General features: G+C 71.4%; 18 protein-coding genes and 1 pseudogene. 9 read left to right on the forward strand and 10 right to left on the reverse strand.

What is annotated here, in order from left to right:
• Positions 1–11 precede the first annotated feature (11 nt).
• From pstA to pstS, 3 genes are all read right to left on the reverse strand, one after another.
• A complete protein-coding gene (gene pstA, locus AB0G35_RS18675; RefSeq protein WP_360950380.1) occupies positions 12–1082 on the reverse strand; it encodes a phosphate ABC transporter permease PstA in 1071 nt (356 codons plus the stop codon).
• A 5-nt stretch (positions 1083–1087) separates the two neighbouring features.
• Positions 1088–2083: a phosphate ABC transporter permease subunit PstC gene (gene pstC, locus AB0G35_RS18680; protein ID WP_360950050.1), complete on the reverse strand. Its 996-nt coding sequence runs from the start codon at positions 2081–2083 to the stop codon at positions 1088–1090.
• Between the two features lie 135 nt (positions 2084–2218).
• On the reverse strand, positions 2219–3343 hold the full coding sequence (gene pstS, locus AB0G35_RS18685) for a phosphate ABC transporter substrate-binding protein PstS (protein WP_360950053.1): 1125 nt from the start codon (positions 3341–3343) through the stop codon (positions 2219–2221).
• A 456-nt stretch (positions 3344–3799) separates the two neighbouring features.
• On the opposite strand from pstS, the gene AB0G35_RS18690 reads away from it, so the two are divergent.
• On the forward strand, positions 3800–4906 hold the full coding sequence (locus AB0G35_RS18690; RefSeq protein ID WP_360950383.1) for an NlpC/P60 family protein: 1107 nt from the start codon (positions 3800–3802) through the stop codon (positions 4904–4906).
• Positions 4907–5194: 288 nt separating this feature from the next.
• On the forward strand, positions 5195–6559 hold the full coding sequence (locus tag AB0G35_RS18695; RefSeq protein WP_360950056.1) for a SpoIIE family protein phosphatase: 1365 nt from the start codon (positions 5195–5197) through the stop codon (positions 6557–6559).
• 56 nt (positions 6560–6615) lie between these two features.
• On the opposite strand, the gene AB0G35_RS18700 is transcribed toward AB0G35_RS18695, so the two are convergent.
• The 3 genes from AB0G35_RS18700 to AB0G35_RS18710 all read right to left on the reverse strand — a co-directional run bounded on the left by AB0G35_RS18700 (position 6616) and on the right by AB0G35_RS18710 (position 8277).
• Entirely contained in the window at positions 6616–6960 is a 345-nt protein-coding gene (locus AB0G35_RS18700) for a DUF2516 family protein (protein ID WP_360950059.1), read from the reverse strand.
• A 191-nt stretch (positions 6961–7151) separates the two neighbouring features.
• Positions 7152–7802 (reverse strand): hypothetical protein, encoded by a 651-nt coding sequence (locus tag AB0G35_RS18705; RefSeq protein WP_360950062.1) that lies wholly within the window; start codon positions 7800–7802, stop codon positions 7152–7154.
• 31 nt (positions 7803–7833) lie between these two features.
• On the reverse strand, positions 7834–8277 hold the full coding sequence (locus AB0G35_RS18710; RefSeq protein WP_360950065.1) for a helix-turn-helix transcriptional regulator: 444 nt from the start codon (positions 8275–8277) through the stop codon (positions 7834–7836).
• Positions 8278–8703: 426 nt separating this feature from the next.
• On the opposite strand from AB0G35_RS18710, the gene AB0G35_RS18715 reads away from it, so the two are divergent.
• Together AB0G35_RS18715 and AB0G35_RS18720 are read left to right on the forward strand one after the other, a co-directional pair.
• Positions 8704–11091: an excinuclease ABC subunit UvrA gene (locus AB0G35_RS18715; RefSeq protein WP_360950068.1), complete on the forward strand. Its 2388-nt coding sequence runs from the start codon at positions 8704–8706 to the stop codon at positions 11089–11091.
• Positions 11092–11408: 317 nt separating this feature from the next.
• Entirely contained in the window at positions 11409–12464 is a 1056-nt protein-coding gene (locus AB0G35_RS18720; protein ID WP_360950071.1) for a methyltransferase, read from the forward strand.
• A gap of 64 nt (positions 12465–12528) precedes the next feature.
• Here the strand turns inward: AB0G35_RS18720 and AB0G35_RS18725 are convergent, their stop codons facing one another.
• Positions 12529–13377 (reverse strand): maleylpyruvate isomerase family mycothiol-dependent enzyme, encoded by an 849-nt coding sequence (locus AB0G35_RS18725; RefSeq protein ID WP_360950074.1) that lies wholly within the window; start codon positions 13375–13377, stop codon positions 12529–12531.
• A gap of 261 nt (positions 13378–13638) precedes the next feature.
• The gene (locus AB0G35_RS18730; RefSeq protein ID WP_360950077.1) at positions 13639–14451 is read right to left on the reverse strand and encodes a putative protein N(5)-glutamine methyltransferase; all 813 of its coding nucleotides are present in this window, start codon (positions 14449–14451) and stop codon (positions 13639–13641) included.
• Positions 14452–14959: 508 nt separating this feature from the next.
• On the opposite strand from AB0G35_RS18730, the gene AB0G35_RS18735 reads away from it, so the two are divergent.
• The 3 genes from AB0G35_RS18735 (at position 14960) to AB0G35_RS18745 (ending at position 16869) form a co-directional block, all read left to right on the forward strand.
• Positions 14960–15394: a hypothetical protein gene (locus AB0G35_RS18735; RefSeq protein WP_360950080.1), complete on the forward strand. Its 435-nt coding sequence runs from the start codon at positions 14960–14962 to the stop codon at positions 15392–15394.
• Positions 15391–15717: a transcriptional regulator gene (locus AB0G35_RS18740; RefSeq protein ID WP_360950083.1), complete on the forward strand. Its 327-nt coding sequence runs from the start codon at positions 15391–15393 to the stop codon at positions 15715–15717. Before AB0G35_RS18735 ends, AB0G35_RS18740 begins: the two co-directional genes overlap by 4 nt.
• A gap of 159 nt (positions 15718–15876) precedes the next feature.
• The gene (locus tag AB0G35_RS18745; RefSeq protein WP_360950086.1) at positions 15877–16869 is read left to right on the forward strand and encodes an aldo/keto reductase; all 993 of its coding nucleotides are present in this window, start codon (positions 15877–15879) and stop codon (positions 16867–16869) included.
• Between the two features lie 222 nt (positions 16870–17091).
• Here AB0G35_RS18745 and AB0G35_RS18750 read toward each other — a convergent pair whose 3' ends face one another.
• A complete protein-coding gene (locus AB0G35_RS18750) occupies positions 17092–17466 on the reverse strand; it encodes a VOC family protein (protein ID WP_360950089.1) in 375 nt (124 codons plus the stop codon).
• A 255-nt stretch (positions 17467–17721) separates the two neighbouring features.
• Entirely contained in the window at positions 17722–18324 is a 603-nt protein-coding gene (locus AB0G35_RS18755; protein ID WP_360950386.1) for a TetR/AcrR family transcriptional regulator, read from the reverse strand.
• Between the two features lie 366 nt (positions 18325–18690).
• Here AB0G35_RS18755 and AB0G35_RS18760 point away from each other — a divergent pair.
• Together AB0G35_RS18760 and AB0G35_RS18765 are read left to right on the forward strand one after the other, a co-directional pair.
• Positions 18691–19092: pseudogene (locus AB0G35_RS18760) on the forward strand (VOC family protein); the annotation flags it as partial.
• A 457-nt stretch (positions 19093–19549) separates the two neighbouring features.
• Positions 19550–20419: a class I SAM-dependent methyltransferase gene (locus AB0G35_RS18765; protein ID WP_360950092.1), complete on the forward strand. Its 870-nt coding sequence runs from the start codon at positions 19550–19552 to the stop codon at positions 20417–20419.
• Positions 20420–20585: the final 166 nt, after the last annotated feature.

A 20585-nucleotide genomic window follows, 5' to 3' on the forward strand; every position in this document is an offset into this window, starting at 1 on the left:
GCCGGGCTTGGTCAGCGGCCGGACTTGGGGGCCTTCCAGCGGGCGATGCCGCGGGCCACCAGGTTGAGGATCATGACGAAGGCGATGAGGACCAGTGCCGCGGCCCAGGCGCGGTCGTAGGAGGCCTCGGATCCCTGCTGCCACTGCTGGAACACGTACAGCGGGAGCGACTGCTGGGCGTCTTCGAAGGGGTTGTTGTTGATCGTCTTCGCGCCCCACACCAGGAGCAGGACCGGGGCGGTCTCTCCGGTGATGCGGGCGATGGCGAGCATCACGCCGGTGGTGATGCCGCCGATCGACGTCGGCAGGACGACCTTGAGGATGGTGCGCCACTTGGGGACGCCCAGGGCCAGCGACGCCTCGCGCAGCTCGTTGGGGACGAGCTTGAGCATCTCCTCGGTGGAGCGGACCACGACCGGCATCATCAGGATGGCCAGCGCCATCGCCCCGGCGAAGCCGGAGGGGCCGAAGCCGAGGATCAGGATCCACACGGACAGGATGAACAGGCCGGCGACGATCGACGGGATGCCGGTCATCACGTCGACGAAGAAGGTGACGGCCTTCGCGAGCCGGCCGCGGCCGTACTCGACGAGGTAGATCGCGGTGAGCAGACCGACCGGCGCGGCGATCAGGGTCGCCAGGCCGACCTGCTCCAGGGTGCCGATGATCGCGTGGTAGATGCCGCCGCCGGGCATGGCGTCCGGCAGGGTGCCCATCGAGTGCGACAGGAAGTAGCCGTCCAGGACCTTGATGCCGCGGGCGACGGTCTCCCACAGCAGGGAGGCCAGCGGGATCACGGCGAGCAGGAAGGCGACCCAGACCAGGCTGGTGGCCAGCCGGTCCTTGGCCTGCCGGGTGCCCTCGACGGCCGCGGACAGCACGAAGGTGCCGGCGATGAAGAGCAGGGCGGCGATCAGGCCCCACTGGACGGTGCTGCCCAGTCCGGCGGCCAGCCCGATGCCGGCGCCGGCGCCGGCCGCGACCAGTGCGAGCACCGGCGGGGTCCAGCGGGGCAGCCGGGCCTGCTTGAGGGAGACCGGGAGCGGGTTGCCGCCGTTGGCGACCGTACGGTGGTCCGTCATCACGCTCATGCGGCGGCTCCCGAGTACTCCTTGCGGCGGGCGATGATCAGGCGGGCCGCGCCGTTGACGAGCAGCGTGATCACGAAGAGGACGAGACCGGAGGCGATCAGGGCGTCCTGGCCGAACTGGTCGGCCTCGCTGAACTTGCTGGCGATGTTCTGCGCGAACGTGCCGCCGCCCGGGTCGAGCAGGCTGGCGCTGATCAGGAAGCTGGGCGAGAGGACCGTGGCGACGGCCATGGTCTCGCCGAGCGCGCGGCCGAGGCCGAGCATGGAGGCGCTGATCACGCCGGAGCGACCGAAGGGGAGCACTGCCATCCGGATGACTTCCCAGCGGGTGGCGCCGAGGGCCAGCGCGGCCTCCTCGTGCATCTTCGGGACCTGGAGGAACACCTCGCGGCTGACGCTGGTCACGATCGGCAGGATCATGATCGCGAGCAGGATGCCGACGGTGAACAGCGAACGGGGGGCGCCCTGGGAGTAGCTGAAGATCCCGGTCCAGCCGAGGTAGTCGTCCAGCCAGCTGTAGAGGCCGGTCAGGTGCGGGACGAGGAAGAGCGCGCCCCACAGGCCGTAGACGATGCTGGGCACCGCGGCGAGCAGGTCGATGACGTAGCCGAGCGGCGAGGCCAGCTTGCGCGGGGCGTAGTGCGAGATGAACAGCGCGATGCCGACGGCGACCGGGACCGCGATCAGCATGGCGATCACCGAGCTGACGACGGTGCCGAAGGCGAGCACCGCGATGCCGAACTTCGGCTCGGTGCCGGTGGCGTTCCAGTCGAACGTGGTGAGGAAGTCGGCCTTGTCGCCGGAGATGGCGAGCACGGACCGGTAGGTGAGGAAGACCGCGATGGCGGCCATGATCACCAGCAGGGCGACGCCGGAGCCCCGGGAGAGCCCGAGGAAGATCCGGTCACCGGGGCGGACCGCCTTGCCCGAGACGGCGGAACGCGCGTCTCCCGGTGGTGGCGGGTTGTCGGCTATGGAAGAAGCAGAAGTCATGAATTCTCCGGTCTGCGGAGTCCCGAGGGGGACTCCAGGCGCGGCGGTGCACCGGACGGGTGGCGGCCCGGCAGGGGCCCTGTGGAAGGACCCCTGTCGGCCGTGCGGTGACGGTCGGGCCGCCACCCGGGGTTGTCAGGAGAGCGTCTTGACGGTCGCGCGGACCTTGTCGGCGATCTCGGTGGGCAGCGGGGCGTAGCCCAGGGCCTTCAGTGCGGCCTGGCCGTCCTTGCTGGAGACGTAGGTCAGGAAGGACTTGGTGGCCGGCAGGGTCTCGGCCTTGTTGCCCTTGTCGCAGGCGATCTCGTACGTCACCAGGGTGATCGGGTAGGCGCCCTCGGCCTTGGTGGTGTAGTTGAGCTGCAGGGCCAGGTCGTTGCCCTTGCCGACCTGCTTGGCCTCGGAGATGGCCTTGGAAGCATTGTCCACCGTGGCCTCGACCGGCGCCTTCGCGCCGGTGTTCAGCTTGACCGTGGGGATCTTGCCGGAGGTCGCGTAGGACAGCTCGAAGTAGGAGATCGCGCCGCTGGTCTGCTTGACCTGCGAGGAGACGCCGGCCGAGCCGGACGCCGCCTGGCCGCCGGTGCCCTCCCACTTCTTCGCCGGCTCGTGCTTCCAGTCGCCGGGTGCGGCGCCCTTGAGGTACTTGGTGAAGTTGTCGGTGGTGCCCGAGTCGTCGGAGCGGTGGAAGGCCTGGATCTTCAGGTCCGGGAGCTTGGCGCCCGGGTTCAGCTTCTTGATCGCGGCGTCGTTCCACTTGGTGATCTTCGAGTCGAAGATCTTCGCCAGGGTCGGGGCGTCCAGGACCAGGTTGTCCACACCGGGGACGTTGTAGCCGACCGCGATCGGGCCGCCGACCATGGGCAGGTCGACGGCCTGGCCGCCCTTGCAGACCTGCTTGGACTTGGTGATCTCCTCGGGCTTGAGCGCCGAGTCGGAGCCCGCGAAGGCGGTCTGGCCCTGCAGGAAGGTGGTGACGCCGGCACCGGAGCCGGTCGGCTGGTAGTTGATCTCGGTGTCCTTGCAGGCGCCCGAGTAGTTCTGCACCCAGACGTCCATGGCGTTCTTCTGCGCGGACGAGCCGGACGCCAGCAGCTTGCCCTTGCCCTCGCACTTGATGTTCGCGGGCTTGGCGGCACCGCTGCCACCGCTGCCGCCGGTGGTGTCGTCGGAGCCGCACGCCGTCAGGGCCAGGGCACCGGAGACGGCGAGAGCGCCAACGGCGAGGGCGCGAACCCGGTTCTTGCGCTGAAGCTTCACTGTCGGGAATTCCTTCCTGGGGCGCGCCGCGTCGTCGGCGTGCGAGTGGTGAGGTGTGTGATGACCGCCGTGGGGGTGCGGCTTGGGCATGTCCTATCCGTGTCGCGCTTGCCTTCCGGGCGTGACGCGCACTCGGTACGGCCGAAATTAGGCAGATCAAGTGAAGCCGCCGATGGAGGGGAGTGAACGCAGGGTGAACCTCGGCCATCGGCTGGGTGCGTGGAAAGAAGTGCTCGCCCACCCGTACTAAAGGGCCCGTCGCTCTGTTGAATTACCGGCCGGTATGGCAGCATCCGCGCCGGAGAGCGACGCGAATCGGTGCGGAACGACCGGAGGTGGCTGGTGGGGAGCCAGGGGGCACGGCAGGGCGTTCGGGGCGTACGGGGGGCAAGGCCCGTACCGGGCGTACCAGGTCTGCGGGAGGAAGCGGGCGGGCCGGCCGTCACGGGCCGCCGGCTGGCGGTGTGCACGGCCGTCGTCCTGTGCGTCACGGGCCTGCTGGGCGCCACGGCGTCCACCGCGTACGCCGACGACCCGAAGGACCCGCCCGCGGGCTCCGGACGGGACGCCGACGACGCGGACGCGGGCGCCCGCCACCTCGACGACGTACGCAAGAAGATCGACGCCCTCTACCGCAAGGCCGAGCAGGCCACCGACGCCTACAACGCCGCCAAGGAGCAGGTCGAACGCCAGCAGAAGGAGATCGTCGAGCTGGCCCGCACCATCGACCGCACCCAGCACGATCTGGCCGCCCTCAAGCGGCAGGCGGGCGCCCTGGCCAGCGCGCAGTACCGCGGCGGCGGACTGCCGGCCGAGGCGAAACTGCTGCTCAACGCCGACCCGGAAGCCTTCCTCGACAACGCCACCCTGGCCCGCAAGGGCCAGCTGGCCGCCAAACGCGTGATCAGTCAACTCGGCCGGCTGCAGGGCGATTTGCAGAACTATTCGAAAGCCGCGACCGACCGCTGGGAACGGCTGGAGGCGAACCGCAAGAAGAAGGAAAGCGCCCGGAAGGACATCGAGAAAAAGATCGACGCGGCGAAGGAGCTGGAATCCCGGCTGGCCGCGAAGGAAAAGGCCCGGCTGCAGAAGCTGGAGGACGAAGCGGCCTTCCGGGAGCAGCAGAAGTGGCTCGACTCGGGCGTACTGGACGAGATCAGCGATAAAGCGTCGGCGGCCGGCCGTAAGGCGATTTCCTACGCCACCGCACAGCTCGGCAAGGATTACGTGTGGGGCGCCGAGGGCCCGGACACCTTCGACTGCTCCGGGCTCACCCTGCGGTCCTGGCAGCACGCCGGGCGGACCATTCCGCGGACCTCGCAGGAGCAGTGGCGGCAGTTGCCGCACGTCGCCCTCCGGGACATGCGGCCGGGCGATCTGATCATTTATTTCTCCGATGCCAGCCATGTCGGGATGTATCTCGGTGACGGCGCGATCGTGCACGCCCCGCGGCCCGGCCGGCAGGTGACGATCACCGGGGCCGGCTCGATGCCGATCCTCGGAGTGGTCCGGCCGGACGGTGACCCGCGACACCATGACGCGGATCACGTCCGCGATAAATGACCGGATTGTTTCCTCTCCGAGAGTTGCCGGCTTGTCGCCGAATGCACTCATGCGGGGTGATATTCGTCATTCCGCATTCCTCCCGGTCCAGGTCAAATGGCTTATCGGCCGCGGCATATGACGATGGCCGATTGCCGGCGGCCATTCCGTACCGCTCCGTTCTGCCGCTATGGTCGCCTGTCAGTGCCCGCGCGCCCGTTCGAGAGACCGAAGCGCGGAGAGCCGGGCACCGTGGCGCGCCGGTCGGCGCCCCATGGGCCCCTCGGGGGGAGGGAAGGAAGCAGACCGATGCCCGTACCCGTACCGCACCAGCGGACGGTCGTGCTGCCGCAGCAGGCAGGACCGGTGGACGCCGCCTGCGCGCGGACCGCCCGGGTCGCCGGCGCGCCGGGCGCGGGGGACGCGACGCACCGGGGCCCGGACGCCCCGGAAATCGAACAGCGACTTTCGGCCGACCACGTCCCCGCTCCGCAGGGCCTGACCCTGCTCCTCATCGGCGAGGACCCCAACAGCCACGTCCCCGAGATGTGGGACTGGGCCGGCCGCAAGGTGCGGCTGCGCACCGCCCGCAACCTCACCGAGGCCGAGCGGCTGCTCACCGACGACGTGCACTGCATCCTGCTCGACCTGCCGCCGGCCGAACCCGCCGACCGCACCGCGGGCGAGGGCGGCACCCCCGCGGGCGACGCCCTGGGCATGCTGCGCGACGTCCTGCGGATGGCCCCCTCGCACGCCGTCCTCGTCCTCACCTACGAGACGGACGCCGAGCGCGCCGCCGACGCCGTACGCGTCGGCGCCCAGGACTACCTCTTCCGCGACGAGCTCGACGGGGCGGTCCTCAGCCGCGCCGTGCGCTACGCCGTCGAACGCAAACGCGCCGACCTCGCCCAGCGCCAGCTCACCGAGTCGCGGATGCTCGCCCAGGAGAACGCCCGCCTGGAGCGCGGACTGCTGCCCACCCCGCTGCTGGACGGCTCCGACCTGCGGTTCGCCGCCTGCTACCGCCCCGGCCGCAGCCGCGCCCTGCTCGGCGGCGACTTCTACGACACCGTCCGCACCGCCGACGGCACCGTGCACGCCATGATCGGTGACGTCTGCGGCCACGGCCCGGACGAGGCCGCCCTCGGCGTCGAGCTGCGGATCGCCTGGCGCGCGCTGACCTTCGCCGGGCTCTGCGGCGACGAGCTGCTCGCCACCCTCCAGAAGGTGCTGGAACACGAGCGCGCGGACGACGAGATCTTCGCGACGCTGTGCACCGTCGACATCTCCGCGGACGGCCGCCGCGCCGGGCTGTGCCTGGCCGGCCACCCCGCACCGCTGCTGGCCAGGGCCGGCGAACGCCCGCAGTTGCTGCCGTACGAATGCGGCGGCCCGGCGCTCGGCCTGCTGCCGGAGGCCCGCTGGCCGCGCCGCCAGGTCGAGCTGGGCGGCTCCTGGAGCCTGATGATGTACACCGACGGCCTGATCGAGGGCCGGATCGGTGAGGGCAACCAGCGGCTCGGCCAGGAGGGCATGGCGGAGCTCGTCGGCCGGCAGATGGAGTCCGGGCTGCAGGGCGACGCCCTGCTGGACGCGGCCGTCCGGGAGGTACGCGACCTCAACGGCGGCGAGCTCACGGACGACGTGGCCGTGCTGCTGCTGGACCGCCGGTGATCGGCTGAACCGGGGCGTCGGCCGTTGAGCGGGGCGGGACGCGGCCGGGGGCGGGCTCAGCGCCCGCCGTTGAACGGCCCGTAGGGCCCGTCGGAGCTGGAGCCGCCGCGCCGCGGCCCGCGCCCGCCGCCGGAGACCGCCCGCAGTGCCGGCCGGACGTCGACGGTGTAGACGATCACCGCGATCACGCCGATGATCGGCAGGAACGACATCACCGGCAGGATGAACAGCAGCGCCGTGGCGAGGGCGAGGAAGATCAGCCACATACCCTTGGTCTGCTTGCTCGCCGCGCGGTAGGCGTCCTCGCGGCGCACCGCGGCGTCGATCAGCATCACGGCGGCATAAATGCCCAGGGCGAGCTGCGCCCAGCTCAGAATCGACTGGAACCCGTAGATCAGCACGCCGTCCTCCGCCCGTTCGCCTGCTGTGTGGTCTGGTGCCGTGTGGTCCGGCTGCCGGCCCGCCGGGGCCGGGGGGCCGCTGACTGCCGCCCGTGCGGCCCCACCGTACCCGCACAACGGGCCGGGCACGCCAGTGTGTGCCCGGCCCCGGCCGTGATCCGCGCCTCAGCGCGCGGTGCGCGGCCGTACGCTCACTTCGCGGACGGCGGGGTGCTCTTCTTCGCCGGTGCCGGTGCCGGTGCCGGCTTGCGCTGTGCGACCGGCTTCTTCGCCGCGGCCGACTTGCTCTGGGCCGAGGTGGTGGCCTTGGCCGAGGGGCGGGCCTTGCTCTCCGTCTTGGAGCCGTTGGCCGTACCGGTCTTCGCGGTGCTGCTCCTGGCAGCGGACTTGGGGACCGAGTCCGGCTCGATCGCCACCGCGACGTCCTCGGTGCGCTCGGCCATCTCACCGCGCCAGGTCGCCACCGCGCCCCGGCCGCGCTCGGCCAGCTCCTCGTAGCCCTCCCGGGCCCGCACCGCGGTCTCGGCGACCCGGCCCACGCCCTGCAGCGCCAGCTCCTGCGCCTGGTCGCGGAACTTCTTGAAGTCGCCGTCGAGCGACTCCAGCAGGTCGGCCAGCTTCTCCTGGGCGTCCTTGGCCTGCTTGGTGACCAGCGCCTGGACCTCCTTGGGGTCGGTGCTGCGGACGGACTCGAAGCGCTTGGGCGCCTCGGCCCGGATCCGCTCCACCAGCTGCGGCACCTCGCCGAGCTTCTCGGCGGCCAGATCGATGGTGCCGGCCACGGCGTAGAGCGGGGTCGTGTCGGTCAGGACTTTGCGGAGCTCATCGGTGTTGATGGCCATGACGTGGTTCCTCCTGGAACGAATCGGTTGCTCAGGTGGCGTGCGGGCCGTCGTCGGCCTCGGTCTCATGGGAGTCCGCTTCGCGTCCGTCCTCATGGCCGCCCGCTGCCCGGTCCTCGCGGCTGACCAGTCCGTTCTCCTTGCGGAAGGACTCGTAGATCTGCAGCAGGACCTGCTTCTGCCTCTCGTTCAGCGCCGGGTCGGTGAGGATCGCGGTCTGCACCTCGACCCCGTCCAGTCCGCGCCGCTCATCCAGGATTCCGGCCTGGACGTAGAGCGTCTCGGCGGATATCCGCAGTGCCTTGGCCAGCTGCTGGAGGATCTCCGCGCTCGGCTTGCGCAGTCCGCGCTCGATCTGGCTGAGGTACGGATTGGACACCCCGGCGGCATCCGCGAGCTGCCGCAGGCTCAGCTGCGCGGTGCGCCGCTGCTCCCGCAGGAACTCGCCGAGATTGCCGACGTTGAGTGATGCCATACGTCGATGGTGCCTCGCCGTGCTAACTATTGCAAGCAAGCGCTAGCAAAAGTGGCCCGGGGCTGGTGCACCCGCCACCGGTCCGCACGGGGCCGGTGCACACGCCACCGGTCCGCACGGGGCTGGTGCACGCGCCACCGGTCCGCACGGGGCCGGTGCACCGGCTTCCCCGCACCCATCTTCGGCAACGGTGCCCACCGTGCCGCGGCCTCGTCGGGATCCCCGACCTTTGAGACAGAGGCCTGCAGGGGCATGGCCTCGCACCTCCGGGCCGAAGGCCCACGGAACCGGTCAGGAAAGAAGAAGCGTGGCCTGCCGCCCGCCCGTAGCGTGAGCTGCACGGCGGCCGGCCGGCCGAGCGAGCCACGAGCCCGGCGGGTCCAGCAGATCCAGCCGTTTCCGCAGTTCCAGCAGATGGAGACACCGATGAGCATGGCCCCGAGGACGGACCCGCAGTCGCCGGCGCCGCACGTTGCCGACCGCCATGAGTGGATCCGCGTGCACGGCGCGCGGGTGAACAACCTCAAGGACGTCAGCATCGAGATCCCCAAGCGCCGGCTGACGGTGTTCACCGGCGTCTCCGGCTCGGGCAAGAGCTCGCTGGTGTTCGACACCATCGCCGCGGAGTCGCAGCGCCTGATCAACGAGACCTACAGCGCCTTCGTCCAGGGCTTCATGCCGAACCTCGCCCGGCCCGAGGTCGACGTCCTGGACGGTCTGACCACCGCGATCAGCGTCGACCAGCAGCGGATGGGCGCCAACCCGCGCTCCACGGTCGGCACCGCCACCGACGCCAACGCGATGCTGCGGATCCTCTTCAGCCGGCTCGGCAGGCCCTATGTCGGCCCGCCCGGGGCGTTCGCCTTCAATGTGCCCTCGGTCTCGGCGTCCGGCGCGATCAAGGTGGAACGCGGCGGCAAGAAGGCGGAGAAGGTCACCTTCAACAGGGTCGGCGGCATGTGCCCGCGCTGCGAGGGCCGCGGGGCGGTCTCCGACCTCGACCTCACCCAGCTCTACGACGACGGCAAGTCGATCAACGAGGGCGCGTTCACCATCCCCGGCTACACCGGCGGCGGCTGGAACTCCCGGCTGTACGCGGAGTCCGGCTTCTTCGACCCGGACAAGCCGATCCGCACGTTCACGAAGAAGGAACTGCACGACCTCCTGCACCGCGAGCCGACCCGGATGAAGATCGCGGGCATCAACATGACCTACGAGGGCCTGATCCCGCGCATCCAGAAGTCGATGCTGTCCAAGGACAAGGAGGCGATGCAGCCGCACGTCCGGGCGTTCGTGGAGCGTGCGGTCACCTTCACCACCTGCCCCGAGTGCGACGGCACCCGGCTCGCCGAGCACGCCCGCACCTCGAAGATCAAGAAGATCTCGATCGCGGACGCCTGCGCGATGGAGATCAGGGACCTGGCCGACTGGGTGCGCGGACTCCGGGAGCCCTCGGTGGCGCCGCTGCTGACCGCGTTGCAGCAGACCCTCGACTCATTCGTCGAGATCGGCCTCGGCTACCTCGCCCTGGACCGGCCCGCCGGCACGCTCTCCGGCGGTGAGGCGCAGCGCGTCAAGATGATCCGCCACCTCGGCTCCTCGCTCACCGACGTCACGTACGTCTTCGACGAGCCGACCGCGGGCCTGCACCCGCACGACATCCAGCGGATGAACGGTCTGCTGCTGCGGCTGCGCGACAAGGGCAACACGGTGCTCGTCGTGGAGCACAAGCCGGAGGTCATCGCGATCGCCGACCACGTCGTCGACCTCGGCCCCGGCGCCGGTACGGCGGGCGGCACCGTCTGCTTCGAGGGCACCGTCGAAGGGCTGCGGACCGGCGGCACCCTCACCGGCCGGCACTTCGGCGACCGGGCCGCTCTGAAGGAGTCGGTGCGCGAACCGAACGGGGTGCTGGAGATCCGGGGCGCGTCGGTCCACAACCTGCAGGACGTCGACGTCGACATCCCGCTCGGGGTGCTCTGCGTGATCACCGGCGTCGCGGGCTCCGGCAAGAGCTCCCTGGTGCACGGCTCGATTCCGGCCGCGGAGGGGGTGGTCTCGGTGGACCAGGCACCGATCCGCGGCTCCCGGCGCAGCAACCCGGCGACGTACACCGGACTGCTCGACCCGATCCGCAAGGCGTTCGCCAAGGCCAACGGCGTCAAGCCGGCCCTGTTCAGCGCCAATTCGGAGGGTGCCTGCCCTACGTGCAACGGCGCCGGCGTCCTCTACACCGACCTGGCGATGATGGCCGGCGTGGCCACCACGTGTGAGGACTGCGAGGGCAAGCGGTTCGAGGCGTCGGTGCTGGAGTACCACCTCGGCGGCCGCGACATCAGCGAGGTGCTCGCGATGCCGGTGGACGAGGCCATGGAGTTCTTCGCCGAGGGCGAGGCCCGCACCCCGGCCGCGCACCGGATCCTGCAGCGGCTCTCCGACGTCGGACTCGGCTACCTCACCCTCGGCCAGCCGCTCACCACCCTCTCCGGAGGCGAACGGCAGCGGCTCAAGCTGGCCACGCACATGGCCGAGAAGGGCGGCGTCTACGTCCTCGACGAGCCGACCGCCGGCCTCCACCTGGCCGACGTCGAGCAGCTCCTCGGCCTGCTCGACCGGCTCGTCGACTCCGGCAAGTCGGTCATCGTCGTCGAGCACCACCAGGCGGTCATGGCGCACGCCGACTGGATCGTCGACCTCGGCCCCGGCGCCGGCCACGACGGCGGCCGCATCGTCTTCGAGGGCACGCCGGCCGAGTTGGTCGCCGGCCGCGCCACGCTGACGGGGGAGCATCTGGCGGAGTACGTGGGGGGCTGAGCGGGGCGCCCCTGCGCGGTCGGCGGGGCGTGCCGGGAGCCACCGGGGCGTGCCAGGAAAGACGGGGCCCCGGGGCCGCGGGGCCGCGGGTGGCCGGAAACCACCGCGGCACGCCCGTAGGACGGTCCGGGCGGGGGTCCGGAGGGGTACCGGGCGGGCCCCCGCCCGGGGGAGGGGACGGAGAGGCCGTCGGGGTTTCGTCCATAGCCCTCCGGCGGTCGCACGCGGTGTGCCAAGTCTCCCGAAACCGCCCGTGACCAGGGCAAATTCTCGACAATAGAGATGTGCCGACACGTCACCACGACAGGAGTGAACCCTTGGCCACCACCCCTGACACCCGTCCGGACGCCCCCGCCGTCGGTCCCCGCTTCTCGCCGCTGCAGGACCTGATGTACGGGCACATATACGCCGACGCCGTGCGCGCCGTCCTCGTGCACGGCATCGCGGACCTCCTGGCCGACGGCCCGCGCACCGCCGAGGACCTGGCCGAACGCTCCGGCACCCGGGCCGTACCCCTGCGCCGGATCCTGCGGATGCTCGCCACCAGAGGGCTGTTCCGGGAGGAGAACGGGGCGTTCGCCCTGACGGAGAGCGGGACGGGCCTGCGCGCCGACGTGCCCGGCTCCCAGCGCGCCACCGCCCTGCTGTTCACCGACGAGATGTTCCGCCGGTCCGCCGAGAACCTCCCCGGCACCCTGCGGACCGGGGAGCCCGGCTTCGAGACCGCCTACGGCCTCCCCTTCTTCAGCCACCTGTCCGCCACGCCCGACAAGAGCCGTCTCTTCGACGCCGCGATGACCTCGCGCACCGGCCAGGCGAACGACGACATCGCCGTCGCCTGCCCCTTCCCCGACAGCGGCACGGTCGTGGACGTCGGCGGCGGCCGGGGCGGCCTGCTCCGTGAGGCCCTGACCCGCTCCCCGGGCCTGCACGGCGTCCTCTTCGACCGGCCCGAGACCGTCGCCGGCCACCTGCTCGACACCGAAGAACTCGCCGGCCGCTGGCGCACGGAGGGCGGCGACTTCTTCACGGCCGTACCGAAGGGCGGGGACCTCTACCTGCTCAAGAACATCCTGCACGACTGGTCCGACGAGGACTGCCTGCGCATCCTGCGCACTGTCCGCCACGCCGTCACGCCCGGCACGCGGCTGCTGGTCATCGACGCGGTCCTGCCCGCCGACGGCTCCCCGCACCCGGCCCTCGCCCTCGACATCGTCATGCTCATGGTCGTCCGCGGCCGGGAACGCACCGCCGCCGAGTTCGAGGACCTCCTCACCCGCTCCGGCTTCCGCCTCCACCGCGTCCTCTCGACCCGCGCCATGTCCTCCGTCATCGAAGCGGAGGCGGTGGGCGAGGCGGTGCCGGACCAGTGACCTGAGACGGCGGGCAGCGCGGCGACCGGGGTCCGGTAGGCGTCCCGGGCGGGCCGGGGCGGGCTCACTCCTTGAGCCAGAAACTGGTGGCGTCGAGCCAGGCGTCAAGCAGCGCCTGGTCGCCGAGGACCTCGACGCCGCCGCCGGAGCCGCCGGGGCCGCCTGGGGCGTGGGGGCCGCCGGGGGCGAACCGCCGGCCGTAGACGAACAGCAGGAGGTCGGACAGGGGGCCCTGGGCGGTCACGGTGGCCGGGCCCCCGCCGCGGCGCGAGACGAGCGTGTCGCCGTCCAGACGGACCAGCCATTCCGCGCCGGCTTCGGGGGCGGTGTCGGTGGCCCGGAGGCACAGGGCCCGGCCGCCGGCCAGGAGGGCGGGCAGGTCCGGCCTTGTCTCGAATACGGGCGGCAGGTGGCCGAAGCTCATCCACTCGTCCAGGGCGTCGAGGGCGACCTCGTCGTCCACGGTGAAGTCCGCCCCGACGGCGAAGGCCGCGTCCGCGCGGTGGACCACCGTTTCGTGGGTCATCCGGCGGGCCCAGAACACCGGCGTGCCACCGGGGGCCACGGTCCACACCGCGGCCTCCGGGCCCGCCGTCCGCAATGCGTCCGCCAGGTGCCCGGCGCCCTCCGTGAGCCACCCGGCGAGTTCGGCCGGGTCCTGGTCCGTCGCGTCGGAGACGTTGTTGAGCCGCTCCTCGGAGACCGGCCCGGTGGCCCGGGTCCGTACGATCGTCTCCACCCAGCGATGCGCTTCGCCGAGATGGCGCAGCAGCTGACCGAGGTTCCATCCGGGGCAGGCGGGAACGGGGGTGGACAGCGCGGCTCCCTTGACGTGGGACGTCAACAGGGCGGTCTGGGCGATGATTTCGGAACAGTGGCGGTCATAGCTCATCGAAGCCATCGAAGGAGACATGGCGTCACGATAGGACGCCACCGAACCGACTCCCCACCGCATTTCCCACTGGTTGCGCACCGGTTGCCCATCAGAGCACCCACCGGGGTTCCCTCAAAGTTCCCGCCGGGTGTCCCCTCGGAGCGCCCGCCGGTTGCCCCGACGGTTTCCCGCCGGAGTCCCGTCACCGGTTCCGTAGGACGCCACCGCCACCGCCACCGCCACCGCCACCGCCACCGCGCCGCCTGCGCTGCCGCCCCCCCCACGCAGCCCGCCGGCCCGCTAGCCCGTCCGCGTCCCCACGATCACCGTGGCGTACAGTTCCTCCGAGCGGACGATCCGCGGGAGCAGCCCCGCACCGGTGAACGCCTCGACGGCCCGGGCCGCCTGCCGTTCACTCGTCTCGACCAGCAGATGCCCACCGGGCGCCAGCCACTGCGGCGCCGCCCCGGTCACCCGGCGCAGTACGTCGAGCCCGTCCGCCCCGCCGTCGAGCGCCACCAGCGGCTCGTACTCGCGGGCCTCGGCCGGCAGCAGCCCGACCTCTTCGGACGGTACGTAGGGCACGTTGGCCACCAGGACGTCGACGCGACCACGGAGTCCGGGTGGCAGCGGGTCGAAGAGGTCGCCCTCGTAGACCTGGCCCCCGACGGGCCCGACATTACGGCGGGCGCAGCGCACCGCCGCGGGCTCGATATCGGCCGCGTACAGCTCGACCGGGCCCAGACCGGCGGCCAGTGCGGCGCCCACTGCTCCGGAGCCGCAGCACAGATCGACGACCACGGTGGGCCGCCGGCGCGCCCCGGGCTCCGGGCCGACGGACCGGCGCGGCAGGCCGAGCGCCTGTTCCACGAGGAACTCCGTGCGGCGGCGCGGTACGAAGACACCTGGGTCGACGGCGATCCGCAGTCCGGAGAACTCCGCCCAGCCCAGGACGTGTTCCAGGGGATGGCCGAGGGTGCGGCGTTCCACCATGGCGGCGAGCTCGTCGGAGGTGCGGGCGGTGGCGAGCAGCAGCGCCGCCTCGTCCTCGGCGAAGACGCAGCCGGCGGCCCGCAATCTGGCGACGACGTCCGGCGCCGGGCCGTGGCACATGCCCTGGGATGTGGTGTCAGGGCGCGATGAGGGTGCTGACAACGGGTGTGAAGGACCTGAGGGACGCGAAGAACCTGCGGGGCCGGAGAGGCGGGAAGGGCGTGACAAGTGCTGTGACGGCATGAGTGGTGAGCCTTTCGGGGCGCCGAGGGCGGGCCTGGCTCACCTGTGCCGGTAGGTCACCTGAGGCGGTGGACCACGGGGACGGGAGACGGGCGCGCCTGCCTGGACTGGCGGGGTATCGGTCTCACCTCCTGGGTTGCTCCACGGCTGGGACGGCACAGAGTACCTGACGGCGTGTGAGTGGATGTCACCCATCCGAACTGACTTTCAGGAAAGTACTTGTCAGATCGGAAAGTCCTTGGCACTCTGAAAACACGCAGCCGAAGCGACCGTCGCGGGGGGGCGAACCAGCGAGGGGAACCAGCGACGAAGCAACGGCTGCAACGGCTGATCGACGGCGAATCAAGGGAACGCCGCAACGTCGGAAACGTCAGGGGGGACTGGCATGACGAATATGCCGGAGCAGGTACACGCAGCCGAGGCCGCGACGGCCGCGCTGGCCCGCGCACAGGAGTTGAGCAGTACGGTCCGGGCCAGCACGAAGTGGTACGTCCGCTACCAGGTGATCTACGGCTGTGGGGCCGGGATGATGGTGCTTGCCCTCGGCTTGCTGGGGCAGCCCTACGGAACGGCGGTCGGCAGCGTCTTCTGGTGCGCCACCGTGGGTGGGCTTTCGGTGTACGCGGCCCGGCAGCGGGTCGCCCGGCGCGGCTTCGGCCGCTGGCACGCCGGCCTGATCACTGCCTGGGCACTGCTCTACGCCGCAGTGCTGGCGCCGGGCCTCATCTGGTTCCAGGGCGTCACGGCGTGGTGGGTCGCGGGAGCAGTCCTGGTGGCCCTTCCGGGGCTGATAGGCGGATACGCGGAGGCCCGCCGGTGAGCGTCTCGCGGCAGTTGCCCCAGGGGGCTCACCCGAGGCACGGTCTGGACGAGGTCATCCACGCGCCCGTTCGCTTCTCCATCGTGGCGACCCTGGCGGCCGCCGACAAGGCCGAGTTCGCCTTCGTCCGCGATACGGTCGAGGTGAGCGACTCGATGCTGTCGCGCCAGGTCTCCACCCTGGAGAAGGCCGGCTATGTCGCCGTCACCAAGGGCTACGTCGGCAAGCGCCCACGCACCTGGCTCGCCCTGACGCCCGACGGCCGCGCCGCATTCGCCGCACACTGCCAGGCCCTGCGCGCCATAGCCGAGGGCGCCGGCTGACGCGCGGGAACTGACGGACCAAGGCTTGCGCGTGAAGGCTGACGGGCTGAGGTCAGGACTGGTCAGCACATCTGCGAGTTGACTTGGAGCGCACTCCAACTCCTACCGTCCAGGGCGGGATTGATCGCTTGACCAGCCCGTCCAGGAGGTAGCAGCACTATGACCACGACGACCATTCCCACGCGCCGGCTCGGTGAGCTGGAGGTATCCGCGCAGGGACTCGGGTGTATGGGGATGAGCCACGGTTACGGGGAGTCGGACGACGCGCAGTCGATCGCCACCATCAACCGGGCGCTCGACCTCGGCGTCACGTTCCTGGACACCTCCGACTTCTACGGCGCGGGGCACAACGAGGAGCTGATCGGCCGGGCCATCGCCGGGCGGCGGGACGAGGTCGTGCTGGCGACGAAGTTCGGATTCGCCAACCGGCTGGGCGAGCCGACCGCGATCCGGGGCGACGCGGCGTACGTACGGCAGGCATGTGACGCGTCGCTGCGCCGGCTCGGGGTCGACCACATCGACCTCTACTACCAGCACCGGGTCGACCCCGAGGTGCCGATCGAGGAGACCGTCGGGGCGATGGCCGAGCTGGTCGCGGCCGGCAAGGTGCGTCATCTGGGACTGTCCGAGGCGAGCGCGGCAACGCTGCGACGGGCACATGCGGTGCACCCGATCGCCGCGCTGCAGAGTGAGTGGTCGCTGTGGACCCGGGATCTGGAGCAGGAGGTCGCGCCGGTCTGCCGGGAGCTCGGGATCGGGCTGGTGCCCTTCTCGCCGCTGGGGCGCGGCTTCCTGACCGGCCGCTACACGAGCGTCGAGGGGCTGGCGGAGACGGATGTGCGCCGGACCCAGCCGCGGTTCGCCGACGGCAACCTGGAGCAGAACCTGGCCATCGTCGAGAAGCTGAACGAACTCGCCGCACAGAAGGGAGTCACTGCCGGGCAGCTCGCGCTGGCCTGGGTGCAGCACCGCGGGGACGACGTGGTGCCGATTCCCGGTACCCGTCGGCAGAAGTACCTGGAGGAGAACGTCGCGGCACTCGCCATCGAGCTGTCCACCGAGGACCTTGCCGCCATCGACGCCGCGGCCCCGGCCGGCCGGGTGGCCGGGACCCGGTACGACGAGGTGAGCATGGGCTTCGTCAACGGCTGACTGGTCAACAGCTGACTGATCAACAGCTGACCGGCCAACGGCTGACTGGCCTTCCGGGGCGGGCCACCCCGGCAGGCCGGTCCTCGTGGCCCGGTTGGGCAAGCTGGCCCGGTTGGGCAAGTTGGCCCGGTTGGGCAAGTTGGCCCGTTGGGTGGGTGGGCCCGTTGGGTGGGTTGGCCAGGGTGGGTTGGCCGGGCCGGGCCGGGTGGCTTCGCAGGCCGATTACGCGGGCGACATCACCTCGTAGAGGTTGCCGGAGTCGTCGGCGAAGAACAGGCCGCGGGGGCACAGGGGGTGGTCGGTGCGGCCATTGTCCGGGGTGGCGGGGTCGTTGCCGTAAGGGATGCCGGCCGCCTCGATGCGGGAGAGGATCCCGTCGAACGTCTCGGGGTCCACGTCGAAGGCCAGATGATGGCCCTCGGCGTCCGGCACGGTCATGAAGTCGAGGGTGAGCGTCTCGTTGACCCGAACCGGCGCAAAGTGCCCCAGCCGACCGGCCAGCGGGAGCTCCTCCAGCCCCATGACCTGCGCAAAGAAGCGAGCGGCCGTCCGGTGGTCGGCGGCCGGGACGATGGTGTGGTTGAGGGTGACGGGCATAGGGGGCTCCTGGTGGTCGGGGGCCGGCGGGCGCGGTGGCTCGTCGCTGCCGGAAGTGGCCGTTCGTCGTTGCGGGGCCCGGTCGTTCGTCGCTGCTGCGCGGGGGCGTTCGTTGGGGTCGCGGCGCGGGCACGCGACGTAGCCCGGGCTGGCGGTCCGTCGTGGTGGCCGGGGCGTGACGGTGCGTCGTCGGCGATCTGGGGGGGCGTCGTGTGCGGGGCCGGGTGGGGTGGCGCCGGGTCGGGCCCGGCGGGGTTATGTGTCGTGGCCCGGGTGGGTGAGGGTGCCGTGGAGGAGGACGGCGATGAGTTCCTCACTGGTGAGGGGCGTGTCGGCCTCTGAGACGGGGGTGGGGAGGCGGGTGAAGAGCAGGCCCAGGAAGGCACCGGCGACCTTCTCGGGGGCCAGGCGGAAGGCATCCCGATCCGGTTCGATCAGTTCGGTGACGGCCTGACGGAGTGCGGCGGCGGAGCGGGCCCGGGGGTCCTCCGACGGGCCGTCCGTCCTGGCCCCCGTCTCCGGCGCAACGGCGCCGGGCTCGCGGCCGCGGCTGCGGGGGTGGCCGGAGGCGTGCAGGGCGCCGACGACGGTACCGATCCGCTCCATATGGGCGCGCAGCGCCTCGGCCGCTTCCGTCAGCCGGGCGGCGAGCGGTTCGTCCAGGGAGACCGAGGCCAGTTCGCGCAGGACGTGGTCCGTGCTGACCGCCTCGCGGACGCAGGCGTCCAGCACCTCGTCCTTGTCCTTGAAGGCCCGGAAGATCGTGGCCTCTCCGATGCCCGCGGCGCGGGCGATCTGGCTGGTGGTGACGGCCGCACCGTACTCCGCCACCAACGGCAGCGCGGCGGCCACGATCATGGCCCGGCGCTGTTCCACACTCATGCCGGGTGCGCGCCGGCGTGCAGGTTGGGGGGTCATGCCTTCGACGGTACGGAGTGAGCACTCACTCCGTCAACGGTCGTCTGTCTTGGCGCGCGCCGCGCAGGTCCGCCGTCCGCTCCCTACACTTCTTGCAACGGACTTCTCGCAGCAGATCCCGTGGCGGACTCCTGAGTTCTGTGTCGCGGTGTTCTCGCTCGCGGAGTTCTCGGTTGCGCAGTGCTCTGCCGCAGAGTGCTCTGTCGCAGGGTGCTCTGTTGCCGGGGCGCTTGGTGCGGGTGGTCGTGGGTGCTGCGTGTGGCGGGTGCTTGCTCGTGCGTCGTGGTGCCGGAAGGGCGGCGTGCCATGGACTGGAAGCTCGAATTGGTACCGGTGCCGGTGGCCGATGTGGAGCGGGCCAAGCGCTTCTACAGCGAGCAGCTGGGCTTTGCCGTCGACCACGATGTCTCGGTCGGCGACCGGGCGCGCATCGTGCAGCTGACCCCGCCCGGGTCGGAGTGCTCGATCGTCATCGGGGCAGGGGGAGGGGTCGCCGAGGTACCGCCCGGTTCCGTGCAGGGGCTCCAGTTGGTGGTCTCCGATATTGCCGCGGCCCGGGCCCAGTTGGTTGAACGGGGCGTGGCGGCGAGCCCCGTGTTGCATGTGGAGGACGGGGCGCTGGCCGACGGGCCCGGCGGGGTGTGGAATTCGTTCGTCTACTTCACCGACCCCGACGGCAACGGCTGGTCGTTGCAGGAGGGGCCCAGTGGTCGGGAGGGGGCCAGCGGTCGGGAGGGGCCCAGTGGTCGGGAGGGGGCCAGTCGTCGGGAGGGGGCCAGCGGTCAGGAGGGGCCCAGTGGTGGAGGGGAGAGCCTCGACGGCGGGCGGGAGGGGTGAGCCGGTGGCCAGGGGGTCCAGCAGCGGGCAGGGGGCCAGTTGGTGGTCGGGAGGGGCTCGCCGGCGGCCGGGAGGGGCCGCAGGGGGCTAGCACGGGGCTGCTCCGGTCCAACCGGGGCTGAGGCCTGCCCGGGTGGTTGCCGGGGCGAGGCCTGCCCGGGTAGTTGCCGGAGCCGAGACCTGCCCGGGTGGTTGTCGGGGCGAGACCTGCTGCTGTCGGGTCGGCGGTGTGGTTCAGGCGGCCGGGCGGGGCCGGGCTTCGGCTTGGGCGCTCGGGCCCTGTATCCGCCCCCACCCGTACCTCCGGAGGCGTGTCTACGATCGGTGGATGTCGACGGTTCGGGAGCAGGAAGCGTTCTTGCAGGGGTTTCACGCGGCGCACCCCGCGGTGACCGTACGGGCGATGGCGCACGGCCGGGCCGAGGACGGGCGGTCGAGCTACGAGATCCTCCGGGACCGGGTGGCGGCCTGCGAACGGGTGCTGGATCTCGGTTGCGGTGACGGGCTGTTGCTCGCACTGCTCGCCGAGCGCGGGCGACGCGCCGACCGTGCACTGGCCGGACTCGACCTGTCCGTAGAGGAGTTGGCGCTGGCCCGCCGCCGCCCCGGTGTCGATCGAGCCGATCTGAGGGCCGGACGCGCCCAGCAACTTCCTTACGAGACCGGTCGATTCGACGGCTGTGTGTCCCATATGGCGCTGATGCTGATGGGTGACGCCGAGCAGGTCGCGGCCGAGGTGGCACGGGTGCTGGCGCCCGGCGGCACGCTGGCGGTCGCCTTGGGCGGTGGTGCGGCCGGGGGCGAGGCGTATGCGGCGTTCCTGCGAGTGGCCCGGCCGCTGCTCGCGGCCGCCCCCGCCGACGAGCGGATTCCCTCGTTCGGTGACCGGCGGCTGCGGAGCCGCGAGGGATTCGACGCGGTGTTCGGGCCGGCCGGATTCGGGCCCGTGCGCTGGGAGACCGTACGGATCGATCTGACCGGGCCGCTGGAGCGCGTCTGGGCCACGGTGGGCGGCTTCTACGAGCTGGGGCCGCTCGACCCCGTGGTCACCGCGGAACTCCGTGCCCGCTTCGAGCGGGAGGCGGCGGCCCTGGCCCTGCCGGACGGACGGATTCCGTGCGCGATGCGGGTGCATATCGCCACGGCGGTGCGGAGGGACCGGCTCGGGGGTGTGGATTGCTTCGGTGGCGCGGAGTGACAGGCGCGGGACGCGGATCCGCCCGGTGATGCGGAGTGGCGAAGGCGATGCGGATCGCGCTGTGGGGGGGCGGAGTGGCGAAGGCGGTACGGATCGCGCCGTGGGGGGCGGAGTGACGAACTCGGGGGCGGAGTGACGAACGGGGTGCGGATCGCGCTGGTGGGGT

This window comes from Streptomyces sp. NPDC021749 (genome assembly GCF_040640655.1).
In the GTDB taxonomy this organism is placed as follows: domain Bacteria; phylum Actinomycetota; class Actinomycetes; order Streptomycetales; family Streptomycetaceae; genus Streptomyces.

Excerpts from the sequence above, each read along its gene's own strand:
- pstA (WP_360950380.1), bottom strand. The coding sequence starts at position 1,082 with ATGACGGACCACCGTACGGTCGCCAACGGCGGCAACCCGCTCCCGGTC.
- pstC (WP_360950050.1), bottom strand. The coding sequence starts at position 2,083 with ATGACTTCTGCTTCTTCCATAGCCGACAACCCGCCACCACCGGGAGAC.
- AB0G35_RS18695 (WP_360950056.1), top strand. The coding sequence starts at position 5,195 with ATGCCCGTACCCGTACCGCACCAGCGGACGGTCGTGCTGCCGCAGCAG.
- AB0G35_RS18705 (WP_360950062.1), bottom strand. The coding sequence starts at position 7,802 with ATGGCCATCAACACCGATGAGCTCCGCAAAGTCCTGACCGACACGACC.
- AB0G35_RS18710 (WP_360950065.1), bottom strand. The coding sequence starts at position 8,277 with ATGGCATCACTCAACGTCGGCAATCTCGGCGAGTTCCTGCGGGAGCAG.
- AB0G35_RS18715 (WP_360950068.1), top strand. The coding sequence starts at position 8,704 with ATGAGCATGGCCCCGAGGACGGACCCGCAGTCGCCGGCGCCGCACGTT.
- AB0G35_RS18725 (WP_360950074.1), bottom strand. The coding sequence starts at position 13,377 with ATGTCTCCTTCGATGGCTTCGATGAGCTATGACCGCCACTGTTCCGAA.
- AB0G35_RS18730 (WP_360950077.1), bottom strand. The coding sequence starts at position 14,451 with ATGTGCCACGGCCCGGCGCCGGACGTCGTCGCCAGATTGCGGGCCGCC.
- AB0G35_RS18735 (WP_360950080.1), top strand. The coding sequence starts at position 14,960 with ATGACGAATATGCCGGAGCAGGTACACGCAGCCGAGGCCGCGACGGCC.
- AB0G35_RS18745 (WP_360950086.1), top strand. The coding sequence starts at position 15,877 with ATGACCACGACGACCATTCCCACGCGCCGGCTCGGTGAGCTGGAGGTA.
- AB0G35_RS18750 (WP_360950089.1), bottom strand. The coding sequence starts at position 17,466 with ATGCCCGTCACCCTCAACCACACCATCGTCCCGGCCGCCGACCACCGG.
- AB0G35_RS18755 (WP_360950386.1), bottom strand. The coding sequence starts at position 18,324 with ATGATCGTGGCCGCCGCGCTGCCGTTGGTGGCGGAGTACGGTGCGGCC.
- AB0G35_RS18765 (WP_360950092.1), top strand. The coding sequence starts at position 19,550 with ATGTCGACGGTTCGGGAGCAGGAAGCGTTCTTGCAGGGGTTTCACGCG.